At 63.2% G+C, this 23,696-nt stretch carries 22 protein-coding genes; 10 read left to right on the top strand and 12 right to left on the bottom strand.

What is annotated here, in order from left to right; genetic code table 11:
- Nucleotides 1-227 precede the first annotated feature (227 nt).
- Together AC56QX_RS05400 and AC56QX_RS05395 are read right to left on the bottom strand one after the other, a co-directional pair.
- Complete coding sequence (locus tag AC56QX_RS05400; RefSeq protein WP_497114134.1) at nucleotides 228-1,760, bottom strand: YifB family Mg chelatase-like AAA ATPase; 1,533 nt, start codon at nucleotides 1,758-1,760, stop codon at nucleotides 228-230.
- Nucleotides 1,761-2,002: 242 nt separating this feature from the next.
- On the bottom strand, nucleotides 2,003-3,067 hold the full coding sequence (locus AC56QX_RS05395; protein WP_497114132.1) for a glycosyltransferase: 1,065 nt from the start codon (nucleotides 3,065-3,067) through the stop codon (nucleotides 2,003-2,005).
- 110 nt (nucleotides 3,068-3,177) lie between these two features.
- Between AC56QX_RS05395 and AC56QX_RS05390 the strand changes: the two genes are divergently transcribed.
- Nucleotides 3,178-4,326: a glycosyltransferase family 2 protein gene (locus AC56QX_RS05390; protein ID WP_497114130.1), complete on the top strand. Its 1,149-nt coding sequence runs from the start codon at nucleotides 3,178-3,180 to the stop codon at nucleotides 4,324-4,326.
- 92 nt (nucleotides 4,327-4,418) lie between these two features.
- Here AC56QX_RS05390 and gshB read toward each other — a convergent pair whose 3' ends face one another.
- The 3 genes from gshB to AC56QX_RS05375 all read right to left on the bottom strand — a co-directional run bounded on the left by gshB (nucleotide 4,419) and on the right by AC56QX_RS05375 (nucleotide 6,811).
- Complete coding sequence (gene gshB, locus AC56QX_RS05385; protein WP_497114129.1) at nucleotides 4,419-5,372, bottom strand: glutathione synthase; 954 nt, start codon at nucleotides 5,370-5,372, stop codon at nucleotides 4,419-4,421.
- A gap of 71 nt (nucleotides 5,373-5,443) precedes the next feature.
- Complete coding sequence (locus AC56QX_RS05380) at nucleotides 5,444-5,818, bottom strand: GtrA family protein (RefSeq protein WP_497114128.1); 375 nt, start codon at nucleotides 5,816-5,818, stop codon at nucleotides 5,444-5,446.
- Between the two features lie 3 nt (nucleotides 5,819-5,821).
- Nucleotides 5,822-6,811 carry a glycosyltransferase gene (locus tag AC56QX_RS05375; RefSeq protein WP_497114126.1) on the bottom strand — a complete coding sequence of 330 codons (990 nt, stop codon included), beginning with the start codon at nucleotides 6,809-6,811 and terminating at the stop codon, nucleotides 5,822-5,824.
- A 163-nt stretch (nucleotides 6,812-6,974) separates the two neighbouring features.
- Between AC56QX_RS05375 and AC56QX_RS05370 the strand changes: the two genes are divergently transcribed.
- The 8 genes from AC56QX_RS05370 (at nucleotide 6,975) to AC56QX_RS05335 (ending at nucleotide 16,251) form a co-directional block, all read left to right on the top strand.
- On the top strand, nucleotides 6,975-8,771 hold the full coding sequence (locus tag AC56QX_RS05370; protein ID WP_497114125.1) for a GtrA family protein: 1,797 nt from the start codon (nucleotides 6,975-6,977) through the stop codon (nucleotides 8,769-8,771).
- 152 nt (nucleotides 8,772-8,923) lie between these two features.
- Nucleotides 8,924-10,273 (top strand): putative bifunctional diguanylate cyclase/phosphodiesterase, encoded by a 1,350-nt coding sequence (locus AC56QX_RS05365; protein WP_497114124.1) that lies wholly within the window; start codon nucleotides 8,924-8,926, stop codon nucleotides 10,271-10,273.
- A gap of 155 nt (nucleotides 10,274-10,428) precedes the next feature.
- Nucleotides 10,429-11,196 (top strand): SDR family NAD(P)-dependent oxidoreductase, encoded by a 768-nt coding sequence (locus AC56QX_RS05360; RefSeq protein ID WP_497114122.1) that lies wholly within the window; start codon nucleotides 10,429-10,431, stop codon nucleotides 11,194-11,196.
- Nucleotides 11,193-12,146, top strand: a complete 954-nt coding sequence (locus AC56QX_RS05355; RefSeq protein ID WP_497114121.1) for a 2-dehydro-3-deoxygalactonokinase — start codon at nucleotides 11,193-11,195, stop codon at nucleotides 12,144-12,146. The genes AC56QX_RS05360 and AC56QX_RS05355 overlap by 4 nt, the downstream gene beginning before the upstream one ends.
- Nucleotides 12,143-12,781, top strand: coding sequence for a 2-dehydro-3-deoxy-6-phosphogalactonate aldolase (locus tag AC56QX_RS05350; protein ID WP_497114120.1), 639 nt, complete (start codon nucleotides 12,143-12,145; stop codon nucleotides 12,779-12,781). The genes AC56QX_RS05355 and AC56QX_RS05350 overlap by 4 nt, the downstream gene beginning before the upstream one ends.
- Nucleotides 12,781-13,656: an SMP-30/gluconolactonase/LRE family protein gene (locus AC56QX_RS05345; RefSeq protein ID WP_497114118.1), complete on the top strand. Its 876-nt coding sequence runs from the start codon at nucleotides 12,781-12,783 to the stop codon at nucleotides 13,654-13,656. Before AC56QX_RS05350 ends, AC56QX_RS05345 begins: the two co-directional genes overlap by 1 nt.
- 157 nt (nucleotides 13,657-13,813) lie before the next feature.
- Nucleotides 13,814-14,887, top strand: coding sequence for a D-alanine--D-alanine ligase family protein (locus AC56QX_RS05340; protein WP_497114117.1), 1,074 nt, complete (start codon nucleotides 13,814-13,816; stop codon nucleotides 14,885-14,887).
- 95 nt (nucleotides 14,888-14,982) lie between these two features.
- A complete protein-coding gene (locus tag AC56QX_RS05335) occupies nucleotides 14,983-16,251 on the top strand; it encodes a low temperature requirement protein A (RefSeq protein WP_497114116.1) in 1,269 nt (422 codons plus the stop codon).
- Between the two features lie 5 nt (nucleotides 16,252-16,256).
- Here AC56QX_RS05335 and AC56QX_RS05330 read toward each other — a convergent pair whose 3' ends face one another.
- Entirely contained in the window at nucleotides 16,257-16,808 is a 552-nt protein-coding gene (locus AC56QX_RS05330) for an autotransporter (protein ID WP_497114115.1), read from the bottom strand.
- Nucleotides 16,809-16,886: 78 nt separating this feature from the next.
- Here AC56QX_RS05330 and AC56QX_RS05325 point away from each other — a divergent pair, with 78 nt between their 5' ends.
- Nucleotides 16,887-17,633, top strand: coding sequence for a GntR family transcriptional regulator (locus AC56QX_RS05325; RefSeq protein ID WP_497114113.1), 747 nt, complete (start codon nucleotides 16,887-16,889; stop codon nucleotides 17,631-17,633).
- A 31-nt stretch (nucleotides 17,634-17,664) separates the two neighbouring features.
- Here the strand turns inward: AC56QX_RS05325 and AC56QX_RS05320 are convergent, their stop codons facing one another.
- The 6 genes from AC56QX_RS05320 to dnaK all read right to left on the bottom strand — a co-directional run bounded on the left by AC56QX_RS05320 (nucleotide 17,665) and on the right by dnaK (nucleotide 23,567).
- A complete protein-coding gene (locus AC56QX_RS05320; RefSeq protein WP_497114112.1) occupies nucleotides 17,665-17,952 on the bottom strand; it encodes a DUF1330 domain-containing protein in 288 nt (95 codons plus the stop codon).
- Between the two features lie 29 nt (nucleotides 17,953-17,981).
- A complete protein-coding gene (pyrF, locus tag AC56QX_RS05315; protein ID WP_497117689.1) occupies nucleotides 17,982-18,695 on the bottom strand; it encodes an orotidine-5'-phosphate decarboxylase in 714 nt (237 codons plus the stop codon).
- Between the two features lie 11 nt (nucleotides 18,696-18,706).
- On the bottom strand, nucleotides 18,707-19,303 hold the full coding sequence (locus tag AC56QX_RS05310; protein ID WP_497114111.1) for an NADPH-dependent FMN reductase: 597 nt from the start codon (nucleotides 19,301-19,303) through the stop codon (nucleotides 18,707-18,709).
- A 237-nt stretch (nucleotides 19,304-19,540) separates the two neighbouring features.
- Nucleotides 19,541-20,146, bottom strand: a complete 606-nt coding sequence (pmtA, locus tag AC56QX_RS05305; RefSeq protein WP_497114110.1) for a phospholipid N-methyltransferase PmtA — start codon at nucleotides 20,144-20,146, stop codon at nucleotides 19,541-19,543.
- A gap of 150 nt (nucleotides 20,147-20,296) precedes the next feature.
- Nucleotides 20,297-21,427: a molecular chaperone DnaJ gene (gene dnaJ, locus AC56QX_RS05300; protein WP_497114109.1), complete on the bottom strand. Its 1,131-nt coding sequence runs from the start codon at nucleotides 21,425-21,427 to the stop codon at nucleotides 20,297-20,299.
- A 223-nt stretch (nucleotides 21,428-21,650) separates the two neighbouring features.
- Nucleotides 21,651-23,567, bottom strand: coding sequence for a molecular chaperone DnaK (gene dnaK, locus AC56QX_RS05295; protein ID WP_258588255.1), 1,917 nt, complete (start codon nucleotides 23,565-23,567; stop codon nucleotides 21,651-21,653).
- Between the last annotated feature and the right edge of the window lie 129 nt (nucleotides 23,568-23,696).

Below are 23,696 nucleotides of genomic sequence, written 5' to 3'. Positions count from 1 at the left end.
CTTCTCGAGGCCGACATGTTCCAGGACCTGCGACAGATTGAACGACGAATGGGCTCCAACCGGCAACATCAAGCGCCGGCAATTGGTGGCTAGCACAAGTTCGATAATTAACCTTTACAGTGCGCGGAGAGGCGGTACGGGAGATCGGTGCCATCGAGCACGGGACACCGGCGCGGTTTCGATCGGCCGCGCCGCGACATGCCGGCAAGGGCTCAACGCCACGCGCTTCAAGCAGCCTGCGCCATCCGCTCCGAACTCATGCGATAGGAGATCGCCTCGGCGAGATGGATGCGGCCGACGGTTTCGCTGGCGTCGAGATCGGCGAGCGTTCGCGCGACCTTCAGCACGCGGTGATAGGCTCGCGCGGAAAAGGCGAGCTTTTCGCTGGCGTCCTTGAGCAGCGACAGGCCAGCGGCATCGGGCATGGCGATGTCTTCGATCACCGCCGGCGCGCAGTGCGCATTGGTGGTGGCGCTGGTCACGCCGAGCCGCTCGAAACGCTCGCGCTGGATGGTGCGCGCGCGGGCGACGCGCAGCGCAACGGCTGCACTCTTCTCCGCCCGGTCGGGCCGGATCAGGTCGCTGGCCGAGACCGCTGGCACTTCGATCCTCAGATCAATGCGGTCGAGCAGCGGACCGGAAATGCGCGCCTGGTAATCGGTGCGGCAGCGTTCGCCGCGCAGGCAGCGATAGCCCGGTTCGCCCGCCATGCCGCAGCGGCAGGGGTTCATCGCCGCCACCAGCTGGATGCGCGCCGGATAGGTGACGCGGTGGTTGGCGCGCGCGATCATGCAGTCGCCGGTCTCCAGCGGCTGGCGCAGCGCATCGAGCGTCTGCGGTGTGAATTCGGGGAACTCGTCGAGGAACAGCACGCCATGATGCGCCATCGACACTTCGCCTGGCCTCGCCCGCAACCCGCCGCCGACCATCGCCGCCATCGAGGCCGAATGGTGCGGCGCGCGGAACGGTCGCCGGTCGGTCAGCTTGCCTTCGCCGAGCTCGCCCGCCACCGAGGCGATCATCGAGACTTCGAGCAGTTCCTTCGGCGCCAGCGGCGGCAGGATCGACGGCAGTCGTTGCGCCAGCATCGATTTGCCGGAGCCTGGCGGGCCGACCATCAGCAGATTGTGGCCGCCGGCCGCCGCCACTTCCAGCGCCCGCTTGGCCGTCTCCTGGCCCTTGATGTCGGCAAGGTCGGGCAGGTCACGCGCCGAGGCGTGGATGCCGGCCTCCGGCCGCGACAGCACTTGCGTGCCACGAAAATGGTTGGCGATGGCAATCAGGCTGCGCGGCGCCAATATGTCGAAATCCTTGCCGGCCCAGGCCGCTTCCGGCCCGCAGGCGAACGGGCAGATCAACCCTTTGCCTTCGGCATTGGCGCCGATCGCCGCCGGCAAGGCACCGGCAACGGCGGCAATCGTGCCGTCGAGCGAGAGTTCGCCAAGCACGACATAGCCGGCCAGCATGTCGCCCGGAATGGCGCCAAGGGCGGCCATCAGGCCAAGCGCGATCGGCAAATCGTAATGGCTGCCTTCCTTGGGAAGGTCGGCGGGCGCCAGATTGACCGTCACCTTCTTCGACGGCATCGACAGGCCGGACGCATGAAGCGCCGCCTGCACGCGCTCGCGGCTCTCGGCCACCGCCTTGTCGGCCAGGCCGACGATATGCATGTTGACCTTGCCGGGCGCAATCATCACCTGCACGTCGACCGGCACGGCCTCGATGCCCTGGAAAGCGACCGTGCGAACCCGCGCCACCATTTCTTGCCCCCAGGCCGCAACCCACGCGATTGGCCAAGATTGGCCCTTCGCGGAGACAATCACAATTCCCCGGTCAAATCAAGAACATTACGGGAACGAGCAATCGCAAGGGTTGCAGCCGGATTGTGATCGGTTGAAAAAGCGGAACATGGTTAATACGAAATGAAAACGGCTACTTCCGCTTTCTCTCAACCGCGTTGAGAGGGCGACCAGTTCCTCCGGCAATCTGAGGCTGTTGCCGTCTAAGCGGTGACGAAGGCATCGACTGCACCGGAAAGGGATCGATCGATTGCGATCTGCGGTGGAAGCCACTCCATGACAGGGTATCGGAAAGGCCAAGGCATGGCGATCCGGTGCAAGGAGCCGCTTTCGAGAAAAATCTCATTTACAAGGTCTATGAATCGCTCGCGGTCTCGTTCAACTCGTTTCAAAGTTTGCGAACGAATATAAGCCCGGGGAATTCGTCGCTCTTTAAGCGCCAAGACAGCCTCCGCGATGGATCGAGGATCGGGCGGAACTGTAAGCGAATACTCGTCATCCAGATAAAGGTCTCGGCCGCCAAGGTTCGGCGTGGTGACCACAGGAAGCCCCGCGAGAAGATATTCTGTGCTGGCGAACATTGGTCCCTCCACTTCAGAGAGACAAATTCCCACGGCTGCACGATTTAGATGCGTGTTCACGTCAGCTGATGTCAATCGGACAGGCTTGCCGGTGCCGTCAAACGCGTTGATAAAGACGTGATGCGGCGCGAGCTCCCTGTGCCGATCTATTCGTGCTCTCTCCGATTCCTTCGTAGAGGACTCGTTTGAATCTCGATAAAAGACAAATGCGCAACGCGGTATGCCAAGAGACAAGTCATGCCGCTTCCACGGAGCCAGTTGCGCATTGTAGATTGCATCAAATTCTACAGGGACGTCTTCGAGAGGCCTGAATATGTGTTCGGAGGTTGTTGAAGTCTTGTTGTGCAGGACGGCGGCCTCGCCGGACTGATTCAACAGATCGGCCTCGGCTTGCGTGTTGGACAGGAAGATGAGCGAGTGACGTGGGTTCCTAAGCCTATGCAGAACGGCATAGGTCCGGATTGTTTTGACGCTAGAACTGTGTTCGATGGACCAGGTTGGCGAGATGAGAAACCAGGCGCGGTGGCTGCGTGGAAGACGAGGCATATGACTTGCTAATCCGAGGGGCGTACCGGACATTCCCGAATAGGATATGAACGGATCGTCTGATAGCAAACTTGCCTGAAGAGCAGGTTGCGATTTCGCGGAAGGGTGCCCTTTTCTGAGGTTGCGGCCATGACGCAGCATAGCTCTGACAATCTCTAATCTGGTAGGAGGGCGATACCCGTGCTTTAGAGTCAACATGCGGCAATTGCGATCATGAGTACGGAAGAAAACTCGCTTCGGCAGTGAGAAATTTGGCAAAGAAAGCATCGCCATCTGATCGACTGAATATCTCAGGCGATCAAATTTGGTGTACGGAGGAGCGCCTGGTGAAAGAAAGCATCCTCCCAAGCGGGGCTGATTCTCACGTCGCACTACCAACCGTATCCGTTTGCATAGGCTGTTTCAATCAAGAGGCATTCATCGACACTGCGATCCGATCCGTAGCGGCGCAGACCTACACTGCGTTCGAGTGCGTGGTGGTCGATGATTTTTCGACCGACGGTTCCCGCCGAAGGATTGAAGAGTGTCTGTCCCAGCTTGGTGACAGTCGTTTCCGCTTTCTGCCCCGACCGCAAAATGGAGGGCAGTTGGCAACAATAATGGCCGGGCTTGACGCGACAGCCGGACCTCTAATCTCCTTTCTTGACGGTGACGATGCCTGGCATCCTGACTTCATAGAATGCCATGCGACAGCCCATCTCAGTCACACGCGTATCGCAGCGATCTCGAGCTCCGATGAGGTCTTGATAGATGCGGCCGGCAATCTGCTTGCTGGCGGTCATCCCGTATTCCACATGAATGACCCGCGATCGATGCCGAAAATGAGCGGCTACCTGCATGTCGATACGGAAGCTGACCCAACATTGTTATTTATTGATCGAGGTACTGTGGGTTGGTTTTGGTCAACCACATCGGGGATGATGTTTCGTCGAGCTCCGCTTGAAATCATGCGTCCGTCTGATCCGGACGAAATAAGGATGTGTGCCGACGGCTATGTGGCTCGTGCTGCCCATATGATTGGGGGAACCGTGAGGATTGAACGGGTTCTTGGCAGTTATCGACTTCACGGCGGCAATAGCTGGGCGGACGGGCGCGTCCTGGGAGGCGGAGTTGACCTCGGTAGGATGTCGCCTGATACCGAAAGAGCAATACGGCGGGCACTGGCCAATCGTTGGTGCGAAGTGGCGCCGGGACTGGAGCATTTAATCTCCCGCCACTCAATGCGCAGGACCTTGGTCGACTTGATCGGACTGTCTGCGGCTTTTGCGTTGCTGGAAGAGAACGCCGATGCGGGTTTTCTGCTGAAAGACTGGGCAACACCACGGCGAAAATTGCAGACGAAACTTATCGGTCTCCTTCCCCCGAAACTGAGGCCTCGGAGCTTCCGGGACAGAGTTTGATGTGATGAGCCGCTTGCTCAGCAGTCCTTTTCGCTAAAGAGCATCTTTCGCTGCTTCTCTGGGCTCACCGAAGTCCTCCGTAACAACGCACCTTACGCGGCCGACTTCCGCCGCTTCTCCTCCACGCAATCCCAGAACAGGCTAGCGATGTCGGCGCCACCGAAACGGGCGACTTCGCGCACGCCGGTCGGCGAGGTCACGTTGATCTCGGTCATGTAGTCGCCGATGACGTCGATGCCGACCAGGATGAAGCCACGTTCCTTCAGCGACGGCCCGATGCGGGCGCAGATCTCGCGCTCGCGCTCGGTCAGCTCGGTCTTTTCGGCGCGGCCGCCGACATGCATGTTGGAGCGGGAATCGTGCTCGGCCGGCACCCGGTTGATGGCGCCGACCGGCTCGCCGTCGATCAGGATGATGCGCTTGTCGCCCTTGCGCACCTCCTTCAGGTAGCGCTGCACGATATAGGGCTCGCGGAACATCTGGCCGAACATTTCGAGCAGCGAGGCAAGGTTGCGGTCGGCCTCGTGCAGATGGAAGATGCCGGCGCCGCCATTGCCGTAGAGCGGCTTGATGATGATGTCGCCGAACTCCTTGCGGAAGGCGGCAACCTCGAGCGGATCCTTGGTGATCAGCGTGTCCGGCATCAGGTCGGAAAACTCGGTGACAAAAATCTTTTCCGGGCTGTTGCGCACCCAGGCCGGGTCGTTGACGACCAGTGTCTTCGGGTGGATGCGCTCGAGAATGTGGGTGGTGGTGATGTAGTTCATGTCGAAGGGCGGATCTTGGCGCAGCAGGACGACGTCCATCTCCGCGAGATCAGTGCGCACCTTTTCGCCTAGCGAGTAATGGTTGCCCTTCTCGTCGCGCACCTGCATCGCCTCGATGCGGGCGAACACCTTGCCGTCGCGCAGCGACAGCCGGTCGGGCGTGTAGTGGAACAATTGGTGGCCGCGCCGCTGCGCTTCCAGCGACAGTGCGAACGACGTGTCGCCGGCGATCGACACGGTGGAGATGTGGTCCATCTGGACGGCGATTTTCAGCTTCATGGCGGGTCCCCAGCGCAGTCGACGAGAGCGATATAAGGCTCGCGGCGCCTTCTGCCAATCGGGCCAGAGCTTTAACGGTCGAAGACCAGCCTGGAGTAACCGAGGAAGGACAGCGTCATGGCGACCAGCGAGGCGACGGCGAGGGCCGCTAGCGGCGGTGCTGCCGGCAGTGCGAACAGGGTGGCGCAATAGACGAGATAGTTGACGATGCTGGTGACGATGCCGACGCTTCCATAGCGCGCGCCTTCCTGTGCTAGGCCACGGCGCGACGGCGAGAAGGTCAGATGCCGGTTGAGCTGCCAGGTGACGCAGAGCGCGAAGCCGATCGACGGCACGCGGGCGGTGAACGGCCCGAGCGGCGTGACGGCGAGCAGCAGCCAGAGCGCTGCCGCATCAGTGACGAAACCGATGCCGCCGGCGAAGACAAAGCGGACGAGCCGTTGCATCGTTCAGGCCGCGCGCGGCGTCTTGCCCGGCTGCGGTTTCACCACCACGTCGCTAGCGCGCCGCTCGACCCGGCCCGAAGGCATCGAGAGATAAAAAATGCGCTTCTGTTCGGCCCGGCCGCGTGAGACGGAATCGAGGATCAGCCCCGTTACCGCCGCCAGCATCGACAGCAGCAGCAGGCCGACCGACAGCACCCAGGTCGGCATGCGCGGCACGAGGCCGGTTTCGGCGAACTCGACCAGAACCGGCGCCATAAGCAACAGGCTCGATGCCAGGAAGAACAGCGAAAAGGCACCGAAAAAGCGCAGCGGCTGCGTCTCCTTCATCAGCATGGCGAACATCCAGAGAATTTTTGCGCCGTCGCGGAAGGTCGACAGTTTCGACGCCGATCCCTCCGGCCGGCGGCCATAGTCGAGGGCGATTTCGCTGACCGGCAATTTGAGCTGCGAGGCGTGCACCGACATTTCGGTCTCGATCTCGAAGCCGCCGGAGACGGCGGGAAAGCTCTTGACGAAACGCCGGGTGAAGACGCGGTAGCCGGAGAAGATGTCGGTGAAGTCACTGCCGAACAGCCATTTGTAGAGGCTGTTGAAGACACGGTTGCCGAAAGCATGGCCGGCCCGGCCGGCATCGTCGGTGACGCCGCGCCTTGTGCCCACCACCATGTCCGAGCGTTCGGTCAAAAGCGTGTTGATCAGCTGCGGCGCGTCCTCGGGCGCATAGGTGCCGTCGCCGTCGGCCATCAGATAGATGTCTGCGTCGATGTCGGCGAACATGCGCCGCACCACATTGCCTTTGCCCTGGCGCGGCTCGCGCACCACGATGGCGCCGGCCGCGCGGGCGCGAAGCGCCGTCAGATCCTTCGAATTGTTGTCATAGACATAGATGGTGGCGGCCGGCAGCGTCTCGCGGAACCGCCGCACCACCTCGGCGATGGTCAGCTCCTCATTGTAGCAAGGCAGCAGCACGGCGATGACAGGTTCTTGCGGCATTTTCGTCTCCGAAAGCCTATCGACCACACGGTCGCGCGCCGGAAACCGGCCTCGTTCAGGCGGTTTTACTATTTATTGAAGCCGTTAAGGCTAGGTTTAGAACCGACTTCATGAGTGTCGATTGGCCTGGAAAGGCCCGGCATTCCCGCCAAGGGCGATCGGGATGGGCACAGCAAGGGACGGGACTTCCACCTGGAGGTCCGATATCGCATTTGCGCTGCTTGCCGCCTTGCTGCTGCTGGCGCTGAATGCCCATGCCGGGTTCCCGCAACTGGCCAATCCGGCGGGCGACAATGACAGCCTGCTGCAACTGGTCGAAGTCCGCGACCTCATAGGCGGCCAGGGCTGGTTCGACCTGCATCAGTACCGAATGGGGCTGGAGGGCGGCTTCGTCATGCACTGGTCGCGGCTGCTCGACGCGCCGCTGGCGCTTGCCATCCTTGCCGCATCGGCCCTGACCGGCAGCACCGCCTTGGCCGAACAAATCGTGCAAATACTCTGGCCCGCGCTGCAATTCTGGCTTGCTGTCTTCTTCATCATCCGTGCCGCGCGCGCTTTCGCCGGCCCGCACGCAGTGCTGCCCGCTGCCGTCGTCGGTGGCGCGGCCCTGTATTACATCGGTATTTTCTCGCCCGGTGCGCTCGATCACCACAACGTCCAGCTGATGCTGACGTTGGCGAGCCTCGCTCTGCTGCTCGAGGCGCCCGCGCGCCGGCCGGCTGCCTTCATCGCCGGCATCTGCGCCGCGCTGACCCTCGCCATCGGCATGGAAAGCGCTCCCTATGCCGGCACCCTGGGCGCCGTCGTCGCGCTGTTGTTTTTCGCGAGGGGTGACGGCGAAAGGCTGATCGCCAGGGATTTCGGCCTCGGCGTCGCCGGCGTCTCGGCGCTCGTCTTCGTCACCTCCGTTCCGGTGTCATCCTGGGGCCAGGCCCAATGCGACACATTCTCGATCGTGCAGTTCGCTGTCACCGGGCTCGCCGGCGCTGGACTGACTGCCATTGCCTCGCTGAGACTCGCCAATGCCACGGCCGCCCGGCGCCTGATGGCGCTTGGCGTACTTGCCGTCACCCTCGCTCTCGTCGTGGTGCTGCTGTTCCCGCAATGCCTGGCGGCGCCCTATGCCCATCTCGACCCGCGCCTGCAGCAGATGTGGCTCGGCTATATCGAAGAGGCGCAGTCGATCATCCAGCTTGTCGCCGATGATCCGGCAAGGGCGGTGGCGCGCTTTGCCACGCCGCTGGTGGCGATCGTCCTGATGGCGCTTCACTTTAGCCATGGCGGCTGGCGGCGGCAGGACAGCCTGGTCGGCGCGCTGCTGGTGGTGGCGGTCCTGGTCAGCGCCTGGGAAGTGCGCGGCTCGACTTTCTCCATCGCCTTCGCGGTGATCCCGCTTTCGGCCTGGATCGCCAAATGGCGGCAGCGGGCCGAGGCCAGCCCGTCCAGCGGCTCGGTGTTCAGGATGGCAGCGGCCTGGTTGATCTCGGTGAACTCAATCTGGTCGGGCGCCGCCGAGGCCGCGTCGAACGCTTTCGAGGCCGGCGCACCTGTCAAGGACGCCAGCATCGATGCGCCTTGCAACAGCAAGGCATCGTTCGCCGCACTTGGCGCGATCGCCCCCACCACGGTGCTTGCCATCTCCAATCTCGGCTCGCCGATCCTCGCCTTCACCGGGCATCGCGTGTTCGCCGGACCCTACCATCGCAACGTCGCCGGGAACCTGCTGGTGTTCGACGCCTTGCTGGGCTCTGCCAGCGACGCCAAAGCCATCGTCGAAAGCCACCATGTCGGCCTTGTCGCGCTCTGCCGCGGCAACACCGAAAGCCGGCTGTTCGCGGCCAAGGCGCCGGACGGTTTCCTGGCCGGGCTGATGCGCGGCAGCGTACCCGGCTGGCTGGAGCCGGTGGCGGAGACGCGCGGCACTCCGCTCGAGCTCTATCGCGTCAAGTCAAACGGCTGAAGATCGGTCTGAAAACAAGGGGTTGACCCCAGTTGCATCGACCTTCCCCAAGGCAATGCATTTTACCCGCGAATAATCGATTTGGGGATACGTTTCCTAAAGGGTTTGCTGCCAGTCTGGAAAGAAATCCGACGTCGCAAACAGGGACACCGATGCAAACTTCGTTTGGCACCGGTCAGGCAAATAGGGAAAGCACGGATCTGGCATTCACCGATCCGTTGACCGGGCTTGGCAACCATCGCCGCTTCTTCGACAAGGTCGATCGCCTGATCAGCGACCGTGCTGACGATCCCGCACCCTTCACCGTCGGCATTCTCGACCTCGACGGCTTCAAGCCGATCAACGATCTGTTCGGCCACAAGGCCGGTGACGACATCCTGATCCAGGTCGCCATGCGGCTGCGCGCCTCGATGGACGGTCATTCCACGGTCTGCCGCATCGGCGCCGACGAATTCGCCTTCCTCTATCCGCTGGTGTTCTCCGAGGAGGCGGCGGCGGAAAAATCCCGCATGCTGATCGAGATCCTGTCGGCGCCCTACGATGTCGGCGAACGCACCGCCGGGCTGTCGGCCTCGGTCGGCTGCTCGCTGTTTTATTCCGGCGACGAGACCACCGAAATCCTCGTCAACAAGGCCGAAACCGCGCTCTACCACGCCAAGCGGTCAGGCCGTGGCCGGGTCGTCGTCTACACCCGCGAAATGGAAGAGGCGGCCAAGCGCGTCACCCGCATCGAGCAGGCGCTGCGCCGCGCCGTCTCGGCCGGCGAGGTCGAGCCGCACTTCCAGCCGATCGTCGACCTCAATACGCGCCGTACCATCGGCTTCGAGACGCTGGCGCGCTGGACCGATCGCGACCTCGGCGCGGTACCGCCGACCGTCTTCATTCCCATCGCCGAGGAACGCGGCATCATCGGCCCGCTGTCGCAGCTGGTGCTGCGCAAGGCGACCGAGGCGGCGAGGAGCTGGCCGAAGGATTTGTTCCTGTCCTTCAACCTGTCGCCCTCGCAGCTCGTCGACCAGAACACCGGCCTGCACATATTGGCGATCCTCGACCGCACCGGCTTCGATCCGCGCCGGCTCGAGATCGAAATCACCGAAACCGGCCTGATGAACGACCCGGCCTCGGCCGCGCAGATCGTCGACGATCTGCGCCGCGTCGGCATCCGCGTCTCGCTCGACGATTTCGGCACCGGCCAGTCCTCGCTCGGCCGCTTGCGCGAATTCCATTTCGACAAGCTCAAGATCGACCGCGCCTTCGTCTCCTCCATTCTCGACGACCGTCCGTCCGAACACATCATCCGCGCCATTCTCGCAATGTGCGAGGGGTTGGGCATGGATGTGGTCGCCGAAGGCATCGAGGAGGAAGCGCAGGCCGACCGCCTGGTCCAGTTCGGCTGTGCCGGCGGACAGGGTTATCTGTTCGGCAGGCCGGTCGATGCCGACGCCACGCTCGGCTATCTCCGCGATTCCTTCCGCGGCGCCTTGCGCGCCAAGGCGATCTGACCGGCCATTTTGGCGCCGCCCATCATCGCGACTTTGCGCTGCGTGCGGCGCATTGTCGTTTTGTCTGACATATGCCCGCAAATCCGACGTTTCGCCCTTGCCCGCGCGACTTGCGTGGCTAGGATGCGCGCCGATTGTGCTGGGAGAGAAAAGACATGATGCCATCGGCGGATTTTGCCGACCTCAAGGGAGCCTCGGTGCTGATCACCGGCGGCGGCTCCGGGATCGGCGCGGCGCTGACCGAGGGTTTTGTCCGCCAGGGCGCCAATGTCGCCTTCATCGACATCGCCGATGGCCCGAGCACGCTGCTCGCCGACCGCATCGAGAAAGAATTCGGCCGTCGGCCGCTCTACCTCAAGACCGATCTGCGCGACATCGAGGCTTTGCGCGCCTCGGCGGCCAAAGCGGCAGAAGTGCATGGCGATGTCACGGTGCTGATCAACAATGCCGCCTGGGACGAGCGTCACGCCATCGAGGATGTGACGGTGGAGTTCTGGGACAACAACCAGGCCATTAACCTCAGACCGCATTTCTTTACCGCCCAGGCGGTGGCGCCGGGCATGAAGCGGGCCGGCGGCGGCTCGATCATCAATTTCACCTCGACATCCTACCTGATCAACCATCCCGACATGCCGGCCTATACCGCCGCCAAGGCGGGCATCCTCGGCCTGACCAAGGGTCTGGCCGGCAAGCTCGGTCCCGACCGCATCCGCGTCAACGCCGTCGCGCCCGGCTGGGTGATCACCGAACGGCAGCAGGAACGCTGGGTGACCGAAGGGGCGCTTGAAGCCCATGTCGCCAAGCAGTGCATCAAGGAAATCATGCGCCCGGACGACATGGTCGGCACGGTGCTGTTCCTGGCCTCGGACGCCTCGCGCATGCTGACGGCGCAGATGCTTGTTGTCGACGGAGGCTTCCTGTGAGCCAAGCCAGCAACTCTCCGGCGGTAGCAGCGCTCGATTGGGGAACGACCCGGCTCCGGGCATGGCTGATCGACGGCAGCGGCAAGGTGATTGCCGAGCGTCGCGGCGATGACGGCCTGATCACCGCGCGCGAAAAAGGGTTTTCGAACGTGCTGGAAGGTCATTTGGTCGCCATGGGCGCGCCGGAGACACTGCCCGTCATCATCTGCGGCATGGCTGGCTCCCGTCAGGGCTGGATCGAGGCGCCCTATGTGACCGTTCCGGCGCCGCTCAGTGCCATCCTCGGCGGTGCCGCCCGCGTGGCTGATCAGAAACGCGACATCCGCATCGTGCCGGGCCTCGCCCAGCGCCTGGCCGATGCGCCCGATGTCATGCGCGGTGAGGAAACGCAGCTTGCTGGCGCTGGTTTGCCGGCAAAGGGGCGACATCTCGCCTGCATGCCTGGCACGCATTCGAAATGGGTCGTGGTCGAGGATGGCGCGGTTGCCGGCTTCGGCACATGGCCGACCGGCGAACTGTTTTCGGTATTGGCCGCGCATTCGATCCTCAAGCATTCGCTGGGCGAGCATCCGGCTCCGGTGGCGGCGGACAATCCGTTCTTCCGGCAATGGTGCGAACGCGCGCTTGGCGAGGGCGGCGATGTCACGTCGAAGCTGTTTGCCATCCGCGCCGCCGGGCTCCTGCAGGACCTGAAGGCGGAGGATGCGGCGGCCTGCCTGTCCGGGCTTTTGATCGGCGGCGAGATCGCCTCGGCGAAGCGCCGCTATGGCGCCGGCGATGCGCCGGTCGTGCTGATCGCTTCCGGCGCGCTGGCTTCGCTCTATTGCGCCGCACTCGACCTTGCGGGGCTCGCCTTCCGCGCCGTCGACGCGGATGAAGCGGTGCGCGCCGGCCTCATCGAAGCCGCGCGCGAAAACGGCATGATCGCCAGAACCGGAGCCTTGGCATGACCGAGACCGCAGCCTTCCCGAAACTCAAGCGCGGGCTGGTCGCCATCCTGCGCGGCCTGAAGCCTGCCGAGGCAATCGCCATGGGTCAGGCGCTGTTCGACGCCGGCATCGAGGCGATCGAAGTGCCGCTCAACTCGCCCCAGCCATTCTCGTCGATCGCCAGGATTGTCCAGGTGCTGCCGAAAACAGCCCTGGTCGGCGCCGGCACGGTCCTGACAGCGGCCGATGTCGACGGCCTGCACCAGGCGGGTGGGCGGCTCCTGGTCAGCCCCAACATCGATGCCGAGGTAATGGCGCGCGCCATGCATTACGGCATGGTGACCATGCCCGGCGTGTTTACGCCCACAGAGGCCTTCCAGGCGATCCGGCTTGGCGCCTCGGCTTTGAAATTCTTTCCGGCGAGCGCGCTGGGTGCATCCGGCATTTCCGCCATCCGGGCGGTGCTGCCGGCGCAGACCTTGGTCGGCGCAGTCGGCGGCGTTTCGGAGAAGGATTTTGCCGGCTACAAGGCGGTCGGGGTCACGGTCTTCGGCCTCGGCTCCAGCCTGTTCAAGCCGGGGATGAGCGTCGACGATGTCACGGCCCGCGCGCACGCGGCGGTCGCTGCCTGGGATGCGGTGTTCGGAGACGCATGATGAGCGAGGTTTCGGTTTTTTCCGATCACATCTGCCAGCTCGGCGAAGGGCCGAGTTACGATCCAGCCACCGATGCGCTGTTCTGGTTCGACATCGTCAACGGCCAGCTCCTCGAAAAACCGGTGGCCGGCAGCGCGCTGAAGATCCATGAGCTTGGCCAGATGGCGAGCGCCATCGCCATCATCGACGAACAGCGCCAGCTGATCGCTACCGAGACCGGGCTTTTTGTCCGCGACGTCGCGACCGGCAAGCAGACGCTGCACACGCCGATCGAGGCCGACAACCCGCTCACACGCTCCAACGATTCGCGTGTCCATCCCTGCGGTGCCTTTTGGGTCGGTACCATGGCCAAGGACGAGAGCAAGGGCGCGGGCTCGATCTACTGGTTTTTCAAGGGTGAGCTGCGCACGCTCTACACCGGCATCACCGTGTCGAACTCGATCTGCTTTTCCGAAGACGGGACGATCGCCTATTACACCGACACCGCGACCGGCCTTTTGATGCGTACCGCCTGCGATCCGGCGACGGGCTTACCGGTTGGCGAGCCAAAGGTGTTCGTCGACCATCGCTCTTCGAAGGGCTACGTCGACGGCTCTGTCGTCGACCGCGAAGGCGTGCTGTGGAACGCTGTCTGGGGCGGCAAGGCGGTGAAGGCCTATTCGCCCGATGGCACATTGCTGCGCGAAATTCCCATGCCGGTGACGCAAGCGTCCTGTCCGGCCTTTGTCGGTGCCAAGGCCGACAGGCTGGCGGTAACCTCGGCCTGGAAAGGCAAGGACGACAAGCAGCGCCAACTCGATCCGCAGGCGGGCATGACCTTCCTCATCGACATTCCGGTCAATGGCCGGTTCGAACCGCGCGTGCTGATCGCCTGACCAGAGCAGATCGCCTGAACAGGCTGGGGGCGATAGTCGCCGCCCCTATCCAGAGCGCTGCTGTCACGCAGGCGTCCGGTCAGGGTCGGTTTCGCGAAAGCCGTTTGCGTCGGCCGTGCGATGGTAGGCGATCGCACCGCCGGGAACCGTTCATCTCATGTCGAGCCACAAGCCAAAGCTGATCCTTGTCTATGAGCCGGAAAAGGCTTGCTTCGACCGTTTGATCGCCGAAGGCTACCCACCACAGCGCGCCACCGAAATCTCGTCCTACCTCGCACAGTCAACGGATATCGCCCCCGATTTCTCGGCACTTACCGCCGCCTGCGAGGCGCGCGGTCTCGCCTTTGCACCGGTGGCGCTCGACGATGCCGCTGTGGCGCTAGAGGGTACGGATGCGCAGAGCACGCTGGTCTGGACGCTGTCCGACGGCATCGCCTATTTCCGTGGGGCCGCGGCCCCGGCGCTGGCCCGGCTCAAGGGATTGAGGACGATCGGCGCCGATGATTCGCTGTTCGCGCTCTGCCAGGACAAGTTCCGCTCCGGCGCCGTGCTTGGCGCGCTCGGCCTGCCGGTGCCGCAGGCCGGCCTTGCCCGGGATGGCAAATGGCTGGTCGAGCCGCCGGCCTCCGCTGCCGGCTGGTTCGTCAAGCCCAACCGGCTTGGCGCCAAGATCGGCATCTGGCCGGATTCCCGCAGCAGCGACCTCGGCCACGCACTGGAGCTCAGCCGGCGCGTCTTCGCCGCCTATCGCGACGATGTCGTCGTCCAGCCCTATGTCGCCGGCCGCAACGTTCGTGCCAGCTTCCTCGGGTTGACACCGCAAGTCGGGGTCGAAGCGCTCGGCGTCGCCTTTGTCGATTCCGGTGCCGATTTCCAGACCATGGCCGACAGTATGGCGCTCTACGGCGAAACCGGCGAGGCCGCGAAGGCGGCAGGAGATTATGTCGAACCGGAGCTCGTCGCGGTTGCCGACGTTCAGCCGATCGCGGACGCCAGGATCAGGGCGATCGCCAGCCGGCTGATCAGCGGGCTCGGCCTGCGCGACGTGTTTTCCGTCGACCTGCGTATCGAGGCCGACGACACGGTCCATCTCATCGAATTCGAGGTCTGCCCCGGCCTGCCTTGCTTCGATTTCCGCGCCTATTGCCGGTCGCAATGGGACCTGGAGCTTGCCGACGCGATGGCTGAGACCGCCGCCAGCCGGCTTACCGGCCAGCGCCGCAGCGGCTAGGCGCGCTTGGCAGCTTGCGGCTCCGGTCGCCCGCCTTGACGCTGTCTGTCCTGTCTCTAGTGTCGACTTGACGACCTCAAGCCGAAGGCCGCACGATGAACACCACGCCCGTCAACCCGGAAGCTCTCCATCATCATGTGAGGCGCATGGTGGGGCGCGATCCGCATGAGGGGCATCGTGTCGCCACCCCGCTCGAACTTCTGTTCGACCTGACCTTTGTGACGGCATTCAGTTTTGCCTCCTCGCAGCTCGCCCATGCGCTGGCCGAAGGCCATTACACGGCCGCCTTGCTCGGCTTCGCCTTCGCCAGCTTCGCCATCTGCTGGGCCTGGATCAACTTCTCCTGGTTCTCCTCGGCCTATGACACCGACGACTGGGTTTTCCGCCTCGTCACCATGGTGCAGATGATCGGTGTGCTGGTGCTGGCCATCGGCCTGCCGCGCATGTTCGCCTCCATCGAGCATGGCGAGCATCTCGACAATTCGGTGATGGTGTTCGGTTATGTGATCATGCGGGTGGCGATGATCTTCCAGTGGCTGCGTGCCGCGAGACAAGACCCCGCCCGGCGCCGCGCCTGCCTGACCTATGTCATAGCCATAGCCATCGCCCAGATTGGCTGGGTGGTGCAGATCGTCGTCGATTTCCCGGTCGGCACCAGCATCATACTGGCCGTCATTCTCGGCCTTATCGAGCTGGCCGGGCCGGTGGTTGCCGAACGCAGCGATGGCGGCACGCCCTGGCATGCGCACCATATGGCGGAGCGCTACAGCCTGTTCGCCATCATCGCGCTGGGGGAAGGGGTTGTCGGTACGCTCGCGAGCCTGTCGGCCGTGGTCGAGGAGCAGGGCTGGACCGTGGATGCGGCCCTGGTCTGCATCGCCGGCACCGGGCTCACCTTCGGCATGTGGTGGGTCTATTATGTGCTGCCCTCCGCGCCGATATTGCATGCCCACCGCAATCGCGCCTTCGTCTGGGGCTATGGCCAGATGCTGATCGTCGCGGCAATCGTCGCGACCGGTGCCGGCTTGCATGTCGCGGCCTATTTCATCGAGCACAAGGCGCATGTTGGCCCGCTTGCCACACTGCTTGCCACCGCAATACCCGTCAGTGTCTTCCTGGCGGCGATCTATGCGCTCTACACCTATCTTGTCAGGCGCTTCGACCCGTTCCACATCTGGCTGCTGGTCGCGACTGCGGCGGTCGTGGCGGTTGCCATCCTCGCCGCGTCCGCCGGCGTCGACATGGCGGTCTGCCTCGTCATCCTGATGCTGGCGCCGGCCGTCACCGTCGTCGGCTACGAAACGCTCGGGCATCGCCATCAGATCGAAGCGCTCGCCGGCGACGAGCCCTCGACACGGCATTAGCCGGCCTATCCCCGCGATTGCTGGATCGGCCGCGCGCCGGCCATGTACCTGATGTTGTCGAACGGCTCCGGCCGGTTGTCGGCCAGGCTCCACAGCTGGCGGTCGGTGCCTGGCAGATCCCCCAAATAGACATGCAGGGCGCCGGAGCGGGCGCTGCCGGTATTGGCCACCGAGTGAATGGTGTTGGAAGACATGTGCACCAGCGCCGGTGCCGCAAAATCCTGCCGCTCCGGCTCGTCGACCTGATCGTCGGTGAGCTTGTAGATGAAATTGGTCTCGCCGCCCCAATAGATGCCGATCAAGGCGTCCATCAAATGGTTGTGCGGCGGATACTGCACCCCGGGCGAAAGCGTGATGTGGTAGATCGTCAGTTCAGGACTGGCATGCAGCAACAGCTCGTCCTCATCCTCCTCGTGAACCAGCCCGCCGAGCGCATGGAAGCGATTGGTATAGTCGTTCAAGGTGGCCTTGACCTCATCGAAGGCATGGGGGCCTGCCGCCGCGTTGACGATATCCTTGATCGCGGGGTAGAGAGGGGAGTCGGCGGATAGAGGCATACCACAGCTCCTGTCTGAGATGCTCAGTTAGAATAGCTAAGATGACCAATGTCAAGGCCGATGCAAAGCGAGAGAAGCATGAAGCCGACAAAAGCCACGCCATCGAAATCGGCCGCGTCCCCCGGCGGGACAACGGCGCTATCGACGGCGGATGTGCTGCGCAGTGAACAGGCCTACGAACAGTTGAAGAGCGATATCGTCGCTTGCGTCCTGTCGCCCGGTGAAGCGTTGACCGAAAAGCAGATCGAGGCGCGCTACGGCATCAAGAAGGCGACGATCCGCTCGGCACTGGCCCGTCTCATGCAGGAGGGACTGGTCAGAAGCGAGCCGCGCCGCGGCTATGTCATCACCACGCTGACCCTGCGCGACGTCAACGAGATCTTCGATGTCCGCAGCCTGATCGAACCCGAAGTGTTCCGGGTTGCCACCACTGATATCACCAAGCGTGGATTGGAGGAAATCAGGCTGGCGGCCAGGAAGGTCCTGAAGCCCGAGACGCTGCGCAGCCCTGTTGCCTTCCTCGCAGCCGATCGTGCCTTTCGCCTGGCGATTGCCGAGCTTTCCGGCAATCTGCGGCTGGCGCAGTTGCTGAGCCAGATCCTCGACCAGTCGGAGCGGACGCTGCATCTCGGCTTCAAGTCGCGCGATTTCATGCCGCTGATCATCGAACAGCAGAAGCAATTGCTGCTGGCCTGCGAGAAGAGCGATGTCCCGGCAGTCGTGAAGCTTGCCCGCTCGCAGTGCCTTGCCCTCAAGCACCAGCTGGTCGGCGCCCTGCTTGGCGGGGCAAAGCTGCGCGACGTGAATCTTCAGGACTTCGTCTGAGAAATCTCGGGCCCTTGCCTCGGGACAGACGTCAGGCGCCTTCGACCAGCACGATCTCGCCGTCAGCGACCTTCTGGCGGATGGCGACCGCGTGCTGATATTCCGGCGAGTGATAACAATCATGCGCCGCGGCGAGCGACGGAAACTCGATGATGACGTTGCGGGCCCGGCCTTGCCCTTCGGCAAACTCATGCTCGCCGCCGCGTGCCAGGAATTTCACATCGAATCGGTCGAACGCAAGCTTTGCGGCGGCGACATACTCCTTGTAGCCTTCGGCGTCGCGCACATCGACACGAGCGATCCAGTATCCCTTGGGCATGCTTTTCTCCGTTATTTCTATTGTGGCCGTTACGCCGAGCGCATTTCGTCGAGGATCGCCTGAGCTGCCGCCCGGCGGTCGCTTGCCGCGACGATCGGTCGGCCGACAACGAGATGGCTGGAGCCGTTGCGGATCGCTTGGCCCGGTGTCACCACGCGCTTCTGGTCGCCATGGTCGCTGCCCGTGGGCCGGATGCCCGGCGTCACCACCGCCATGTCGGGCCCGGCGATCCGGCGCACGGCCTGTGCTTCTTCGGCCGAGCAGACGATGCCACCCATGCCGGCATGCAGCGCCTGCTCCGAGCGCCTCAGCACCAGCGTATGTGGGTCGTATTCATAGCCTGCGTCGATCACGTCCTGCTCGTCCATCGAGGTCAGCACGCTGACGGCGAGCAGGCAAAGCTCGCTGCCCCTGGCCGCTTCCACCGCCGCCTTCATCGCCTTCGGATAGGCGTGGATGGTCAGCATGGTCATGCCCATCTTGACGATGTTCTCGACGCCCTTGGCCACCGTGTGGTCGATGTCGAGCAGCTTCATGTCGAGGAAGATTTTTGTCCCGCCGCTGGCCAGTTCCCTGGCGAAGTCGAGGCCGCCGGCAAAGGCCAGCTGATAACCGATCTTGTAGAAGGAGACGACGCCATCGAGTTCGCGCACCGCCTGCTCGGCTTCCCGCACGGTCGGCACGTCGAGGCCGACGATCAGTCTTTCCTTCATGGAGTGGGCCTGCATGGAGTGGGGCTGCATGGTTGCGGCGATCACGCCTCGATCCGGATCGACAGCATGCGCGAGGTTTCGATCAGCGTGCGGCATAGGTGCTCCATCGATTTATTCAGTCTTTCGTCACGGAAATTGCCGCCTTCGTCGAAGGCCTCGCCGCCGTCCGGCACCGAGCATTCCGGTGTCACCACCTCCATCTGGCAACGCACCAGCACGGCGCGCAGATGGTTGATGCAGCGTATGCCGGCAAAGTGGCCGTTGGAGGACGAGCACAGGCCAACGACCTTGCCGGCAAGCGGCCTGACCGTCCGTCCGCCGTCCCTGCGCACCCGGCTCACCCAGTCGATCGTGTTCTTGAGCAGCGGCGGAATGGAGCCGTTATATTCAGGCGTGGCGATCAGCAGCCCGTCATGGGCGATGATCAGCCGCGCAAGCTTCTGGGCGCTTTCGGGGACACCCTTCTCCTTCTCCAGATCCCCGTCGAGGATCGGCAGGGGATAATCGGCGAGCGAAATGCGGGTCACCTCGGCGCCCTGCACCGCAAGTTCCTTCTGCGCCACGTCGGCGGTCCTGCCGCTATAGGCGCCGCTGCGCACCGAGCCGGCGAAGACGAGGATTTTCGGGATCACTGCCATTGGCCACCCTTGTTCCCGGACAGGTACAGCCAAGGCCCGTTCAAATCAACGCGCCGCCGCCGAAAAATCGAAACCGATTTGAGGGCAACGGCTGAAGGGTGTGCTGAGATTCAGGTCGGGCCGAGTCGAAAATGGTGGCTTCCGAGAACCGGAGCGGAGCGTACTTTTCGTACGTGAGCACCGGAAGCGCAGGGAGCCGCCATTTGCAGACCGGCCTCACCTGAATATCGGCACACCCTAATGCGCTTCGCGGCGGTAGATCCACAGCTGCGTCGGCGGGATGTTGCGGAAGATGAAATCGAAATGTTTGACCGTGTAGTCGCCGCGGCCGGCCGGGATCGGCGACATCGGACCATAGGTCAGCTGCACGATCGGACGGCCCGCCGGGATGCGGTCGAGCAGGCTTTCGATGTAGGCAATGCGCTGGGCGACGGGGAAATTGAGCAGCGGCACGCCGGAGACGACGGAATCGAAGATCATCCCGCTTCTCTCGCCAAGCGTGGCGTTGAGGTTAAAGGCATCGCCCTCGATGACGTTGACGCCGGGATAGAGCCCGCGCAGGTGGCGCACGAAATCCGTGTTGTATTCGACGGCATAGAGGTTTTCGGGCCGCACGCCCTGGGCGAGGATGGCACGCGTGATGACGCCGGTGCCGGGACCGACCTCGAGCACCGGCAGGCCGGACCTGGGATTGACGATCGAGGCCATCTTGCGCGCGGTGATCGAACTCGTCGGAACGATCGAGCCAACCGTCTTCGGCTTGTCGATCCAGCCCTTGAAGAATTTGAGCTCGTCGTCGAATTTCTCGGCAAGCGCCTTCCGCAGTCCGGGACCACGTGTCATGCAAGCTCTCCTCAGCGGTCCCCCAGGGTTACTTAACACCTGAGCAGCGCAAGGCAAGGCAAGACCCTGCCGATGTCGTGGATAAGATAGATTTGGTCGTGTCCCGGGATGCGGCGCGTTTCATCGGATCACGCGCCCTTCCCTGCTCTGTCAGCGTTCGCCGAAGGATTCGAAGAAATCCTTCATGCGGGCGAAAAACCCGCTCGATTGGGGCGAATTCTCCTGCGAAGAGAGCTGTTCGAACTCTTCCAGCAACTCGCGCTGGCGCCGGGTGAGGTTCTGCGGCGTCTCGACGGCGGTCTGGATGTAGAGATCGCCGACATTGGGCTGGCGCAGCACCGGCATGCCCTTGCCCTTGAGGCGGAACTGGCGTCCGTTCTGCGTGCCCTCGGTCACCTTCACCTTGGTCTGGGTGCCGTCCAGCGTCGTCACCTCGAAGGAGCCGCCAAGGGCTGCCGTCGTCATCGAGATCGGCACCTTGCAGTAGAGATCGGCACCGTCGCGCTGGAAGAATTCATGCGGCTTCACCGCCAGGAAAATATAGAGGTCGCCCGAAGGCCCGCCGCGCAGGCCGGCCTCGCCCTCATTGGCCAGCCGGATGCGGGTGCCGTCCTCGATGCCGGCCGGAATGTTGACCGACAGCGAGCGTTCCTCGGTGACGCGGCCCTGGCCGGCGCATTTCGGGCACGGATCCTTGATCGTCTGGCCGCGGCCCTGGCATTGCGGGCAGGTCCGCTCGATCGAGAAGAAGCCTTGCGTGGCGCGCACCTTGCCGTGGCCGTTGCACATCGAGCAGGTCACCGGCTGGGTGCCCGGCTTGGCGCCACTGCCGGAGCATTCCGAGCACGAGATCGAAGCCGGCACGCGGATCTGCGCGGTTTTGCCGGCAAAAGCCTCTTCCAGCGAGATTTCCATATTGTAGCGCAGATCGGCGCCGCGCTCGCGGCCGCCGGAAGAGCGGCGCTGCCGCCCGCCCATCATGTCGCCGAAAATGTCCTCGAAGATGTCGGCGAAGCCGCCGGCGCCAAAGCCTTGCGCACCGCCATTCATGCCGCCCTGTTCGAAGGCGGCGTGGCCGAAACGGTCATAGGCCGCGCGCTTCTGCGGGTCCTTCAGCGTTTCGTAGGCTTCGTTGATTTCCTTGAACCTGTGCTCGCAGGAATGGTCGCCGGGATTGCGGTCGGGATGGAACTGCATGGCGAGCTTGCGGAAAGCGCTCTTGAGCTCCTTCTCGTCGGCGCCCTTTTGCACGCCCAGCGTTTCGTAGAAATCAGCTTTCATTTTTTCCCGCTGTCCGGATGCTCAACGTCTTGATGCATTGTTGCGTCGTTTGCCGGCATGTCGTCTCGATTTAGGATCGGTGCCGCCCGGATGCCAGTGCTGGCGTGCGTCTGTCCGGGTTTTTCTGTCGTTTTTTCAGGAAGGTTCCGCATTTTTTCAGCAAGGGTTGCAAAAAAGCCCGGCTCTACGCCGGGCTTTTCGCTTTATCTTGCCGTCAGGCGGCTCAGGCCGACTTCTTCTTGTCGTCGTCCTCGTCGATTTCCTCGAAATCGGCATCGACCACGTCAGAGTCCTTGGCGGCGTCTGCCTTGGCGTCGGCTTCCGCCGCTTCCTTCTGCGAGGCCTCGTACATGGCCTGGCCAAGCTTCATCGAAGCTTCGGCAAGCACCTGGCTCTTGGCTTCGATGTCGGCCGCGTCGTCGCCCTCGGCCGCGGTCTTCAGCGCCGCGATCGCATCGGAAATCGCCGTGCGCTCGGCTTCCGAGACCTTGTCGCCATATTCCTTCAGCGACTTCTCGGAAGAATGCACCAGCGCCTCGGCCTGGTTGCGGGCCTCGACCACCGCACGCCGCTTCTTGTCGCTCTCGGCATTGGCTTCGGCGTCCTTGACCATCTTCTCGATGTCGGCGTCCGAAAGACCACCCGAGGCCTGGATGCGGATCTGGTGCTCCTTGCCGGTGCCCTTGTCCTTGGCCGAAACGTTGACGATGCCGTTGGCGTCGATGTCGAACGTGACCTCGATCTGCGGCACGCCGCGCGGGGCCGGCGGGATGCCGACCAGGTCGAACTGGCCGAGCGCCTTGTTGTCGGCGGCCATTTCACGCTCGCCCTGGAAGACGCGGATGGTCACGGCCGACTGCGAATCCTCAGCCGTCGAGAACACCTGGCTCTTCTTGGTCGGGATCGTCGTGTTGCGTTCGATCAGCCGGGTGAACACGCCACCCAACGTCTCGATGCCGAGCGACAGCGGCGTCACGTCGAGCAGCAGCACGTCCTTGACATCGCCCTGCAGCACGCCGGCCTGGATGGCGGCACCGAGAGCAACAACCTCATCCGGGTTGACGCCCTTGTGCGGCTCCTTGCCGAAGAACTGCTTCACGATCTCCTGGATCTTGGGCATGCGGGTCATGCCGCCGACCAGGACCACTTCGTCGATCTCGCCAGCCTTCAGGCCGGCATCCTTGAGCGCAGCCTTGCAGGGCTCGATGGTGCGCTGGACGAGATCCTCGACCAGGCTTTCGAACTTGGCGCGGGTCAGCTTCAGCGTCAGGTGCTTCGGGCCGGTCGCGTCGGCGGTGATGAAGGGCAGGTTGATTTCGGTCTGCGTCGTCGACGACAGCTCGATCTTGGCCTTTTCCGCAGCCTCCTTGAGGCGCTGCAAGGCAAGCTTGTCGTTCTTCAGGTCGATGCCCTGTTCCTTCTTGAACTCGGCCGCCAGATACTCGACCAGGCGCATGTCGAAATCCTCGCCGCCGAGGAAGGTGTCGCCATTGGTCGACTTCACCTCGAACACGCCGTCGCCGATTTCGAGCACCGAAATGTCGAACGTGCCGCCGCCAAGGTCATAGACGGCAATGGTCTTGCCTTCCTTCTTGTCGAGGCCGTAGGCCAGTGCCGCCGCGGTCGGCTCGTTGATGATGCGCAGCACTTCCAGGCCGGCGATCTTGCCGGCGTCCTTGGTCGCCTGGCGCTGGGCGTCGTTGAAATAGGCCGGAACGGTGATGACCGCCTTCTCGACCTTCTCGCCGAGATAGGCTTCCGCCGTTTCCTTCATCTTCTGCAGGATCATGGCCGAGATCTGCGAGGGCGACTGCTTCTTGCCGCCGGCTTCGACCCAGGCATCGCCATTGTCACCCTTGACGATCTTGTAGGGGACAAGCTTCTTGTCCTTCTCCGTCACCGGATCGTCATAGCGGCGGCCGATCAGGCGCTTGACCGCGAAGATGGTGTTTTCAGGATTGGTGACCGCCTGGCGCTTGGCCGGCTGGCCGACGAGACGTTCGCCGTCGCCCGAGATGGCGACGATGGAAGGCGTCGTGCGCGCGCCTTCCGCATTTTCGATCACCTTCGGTTCCTTGCCATCCATGATGGCGATGCAGGAGTTGGTGGTGCCGAGATCGATACCGATTACTTTTGCCATTTTTCTAGTCTCTCCGCTAAGCAGGCTTTCAGGACCCATGAAGGCGTTCCAACGAAAGCCCCTGTTCATAAGAAATCCCGTTCGGCAACCGGTGTTCCGCTGCCGCACGGCTTGGCGCGTATATAAGAA

The sequence above is a fragment of the Mesorhizobium sp. RCAM 06353 genome (genome assembly GCF_059683585.1).
Note: the sequence above shows the minus strand (reverse complement) of the source record. Positions and strands in the feature narration are given on the sequence as shown.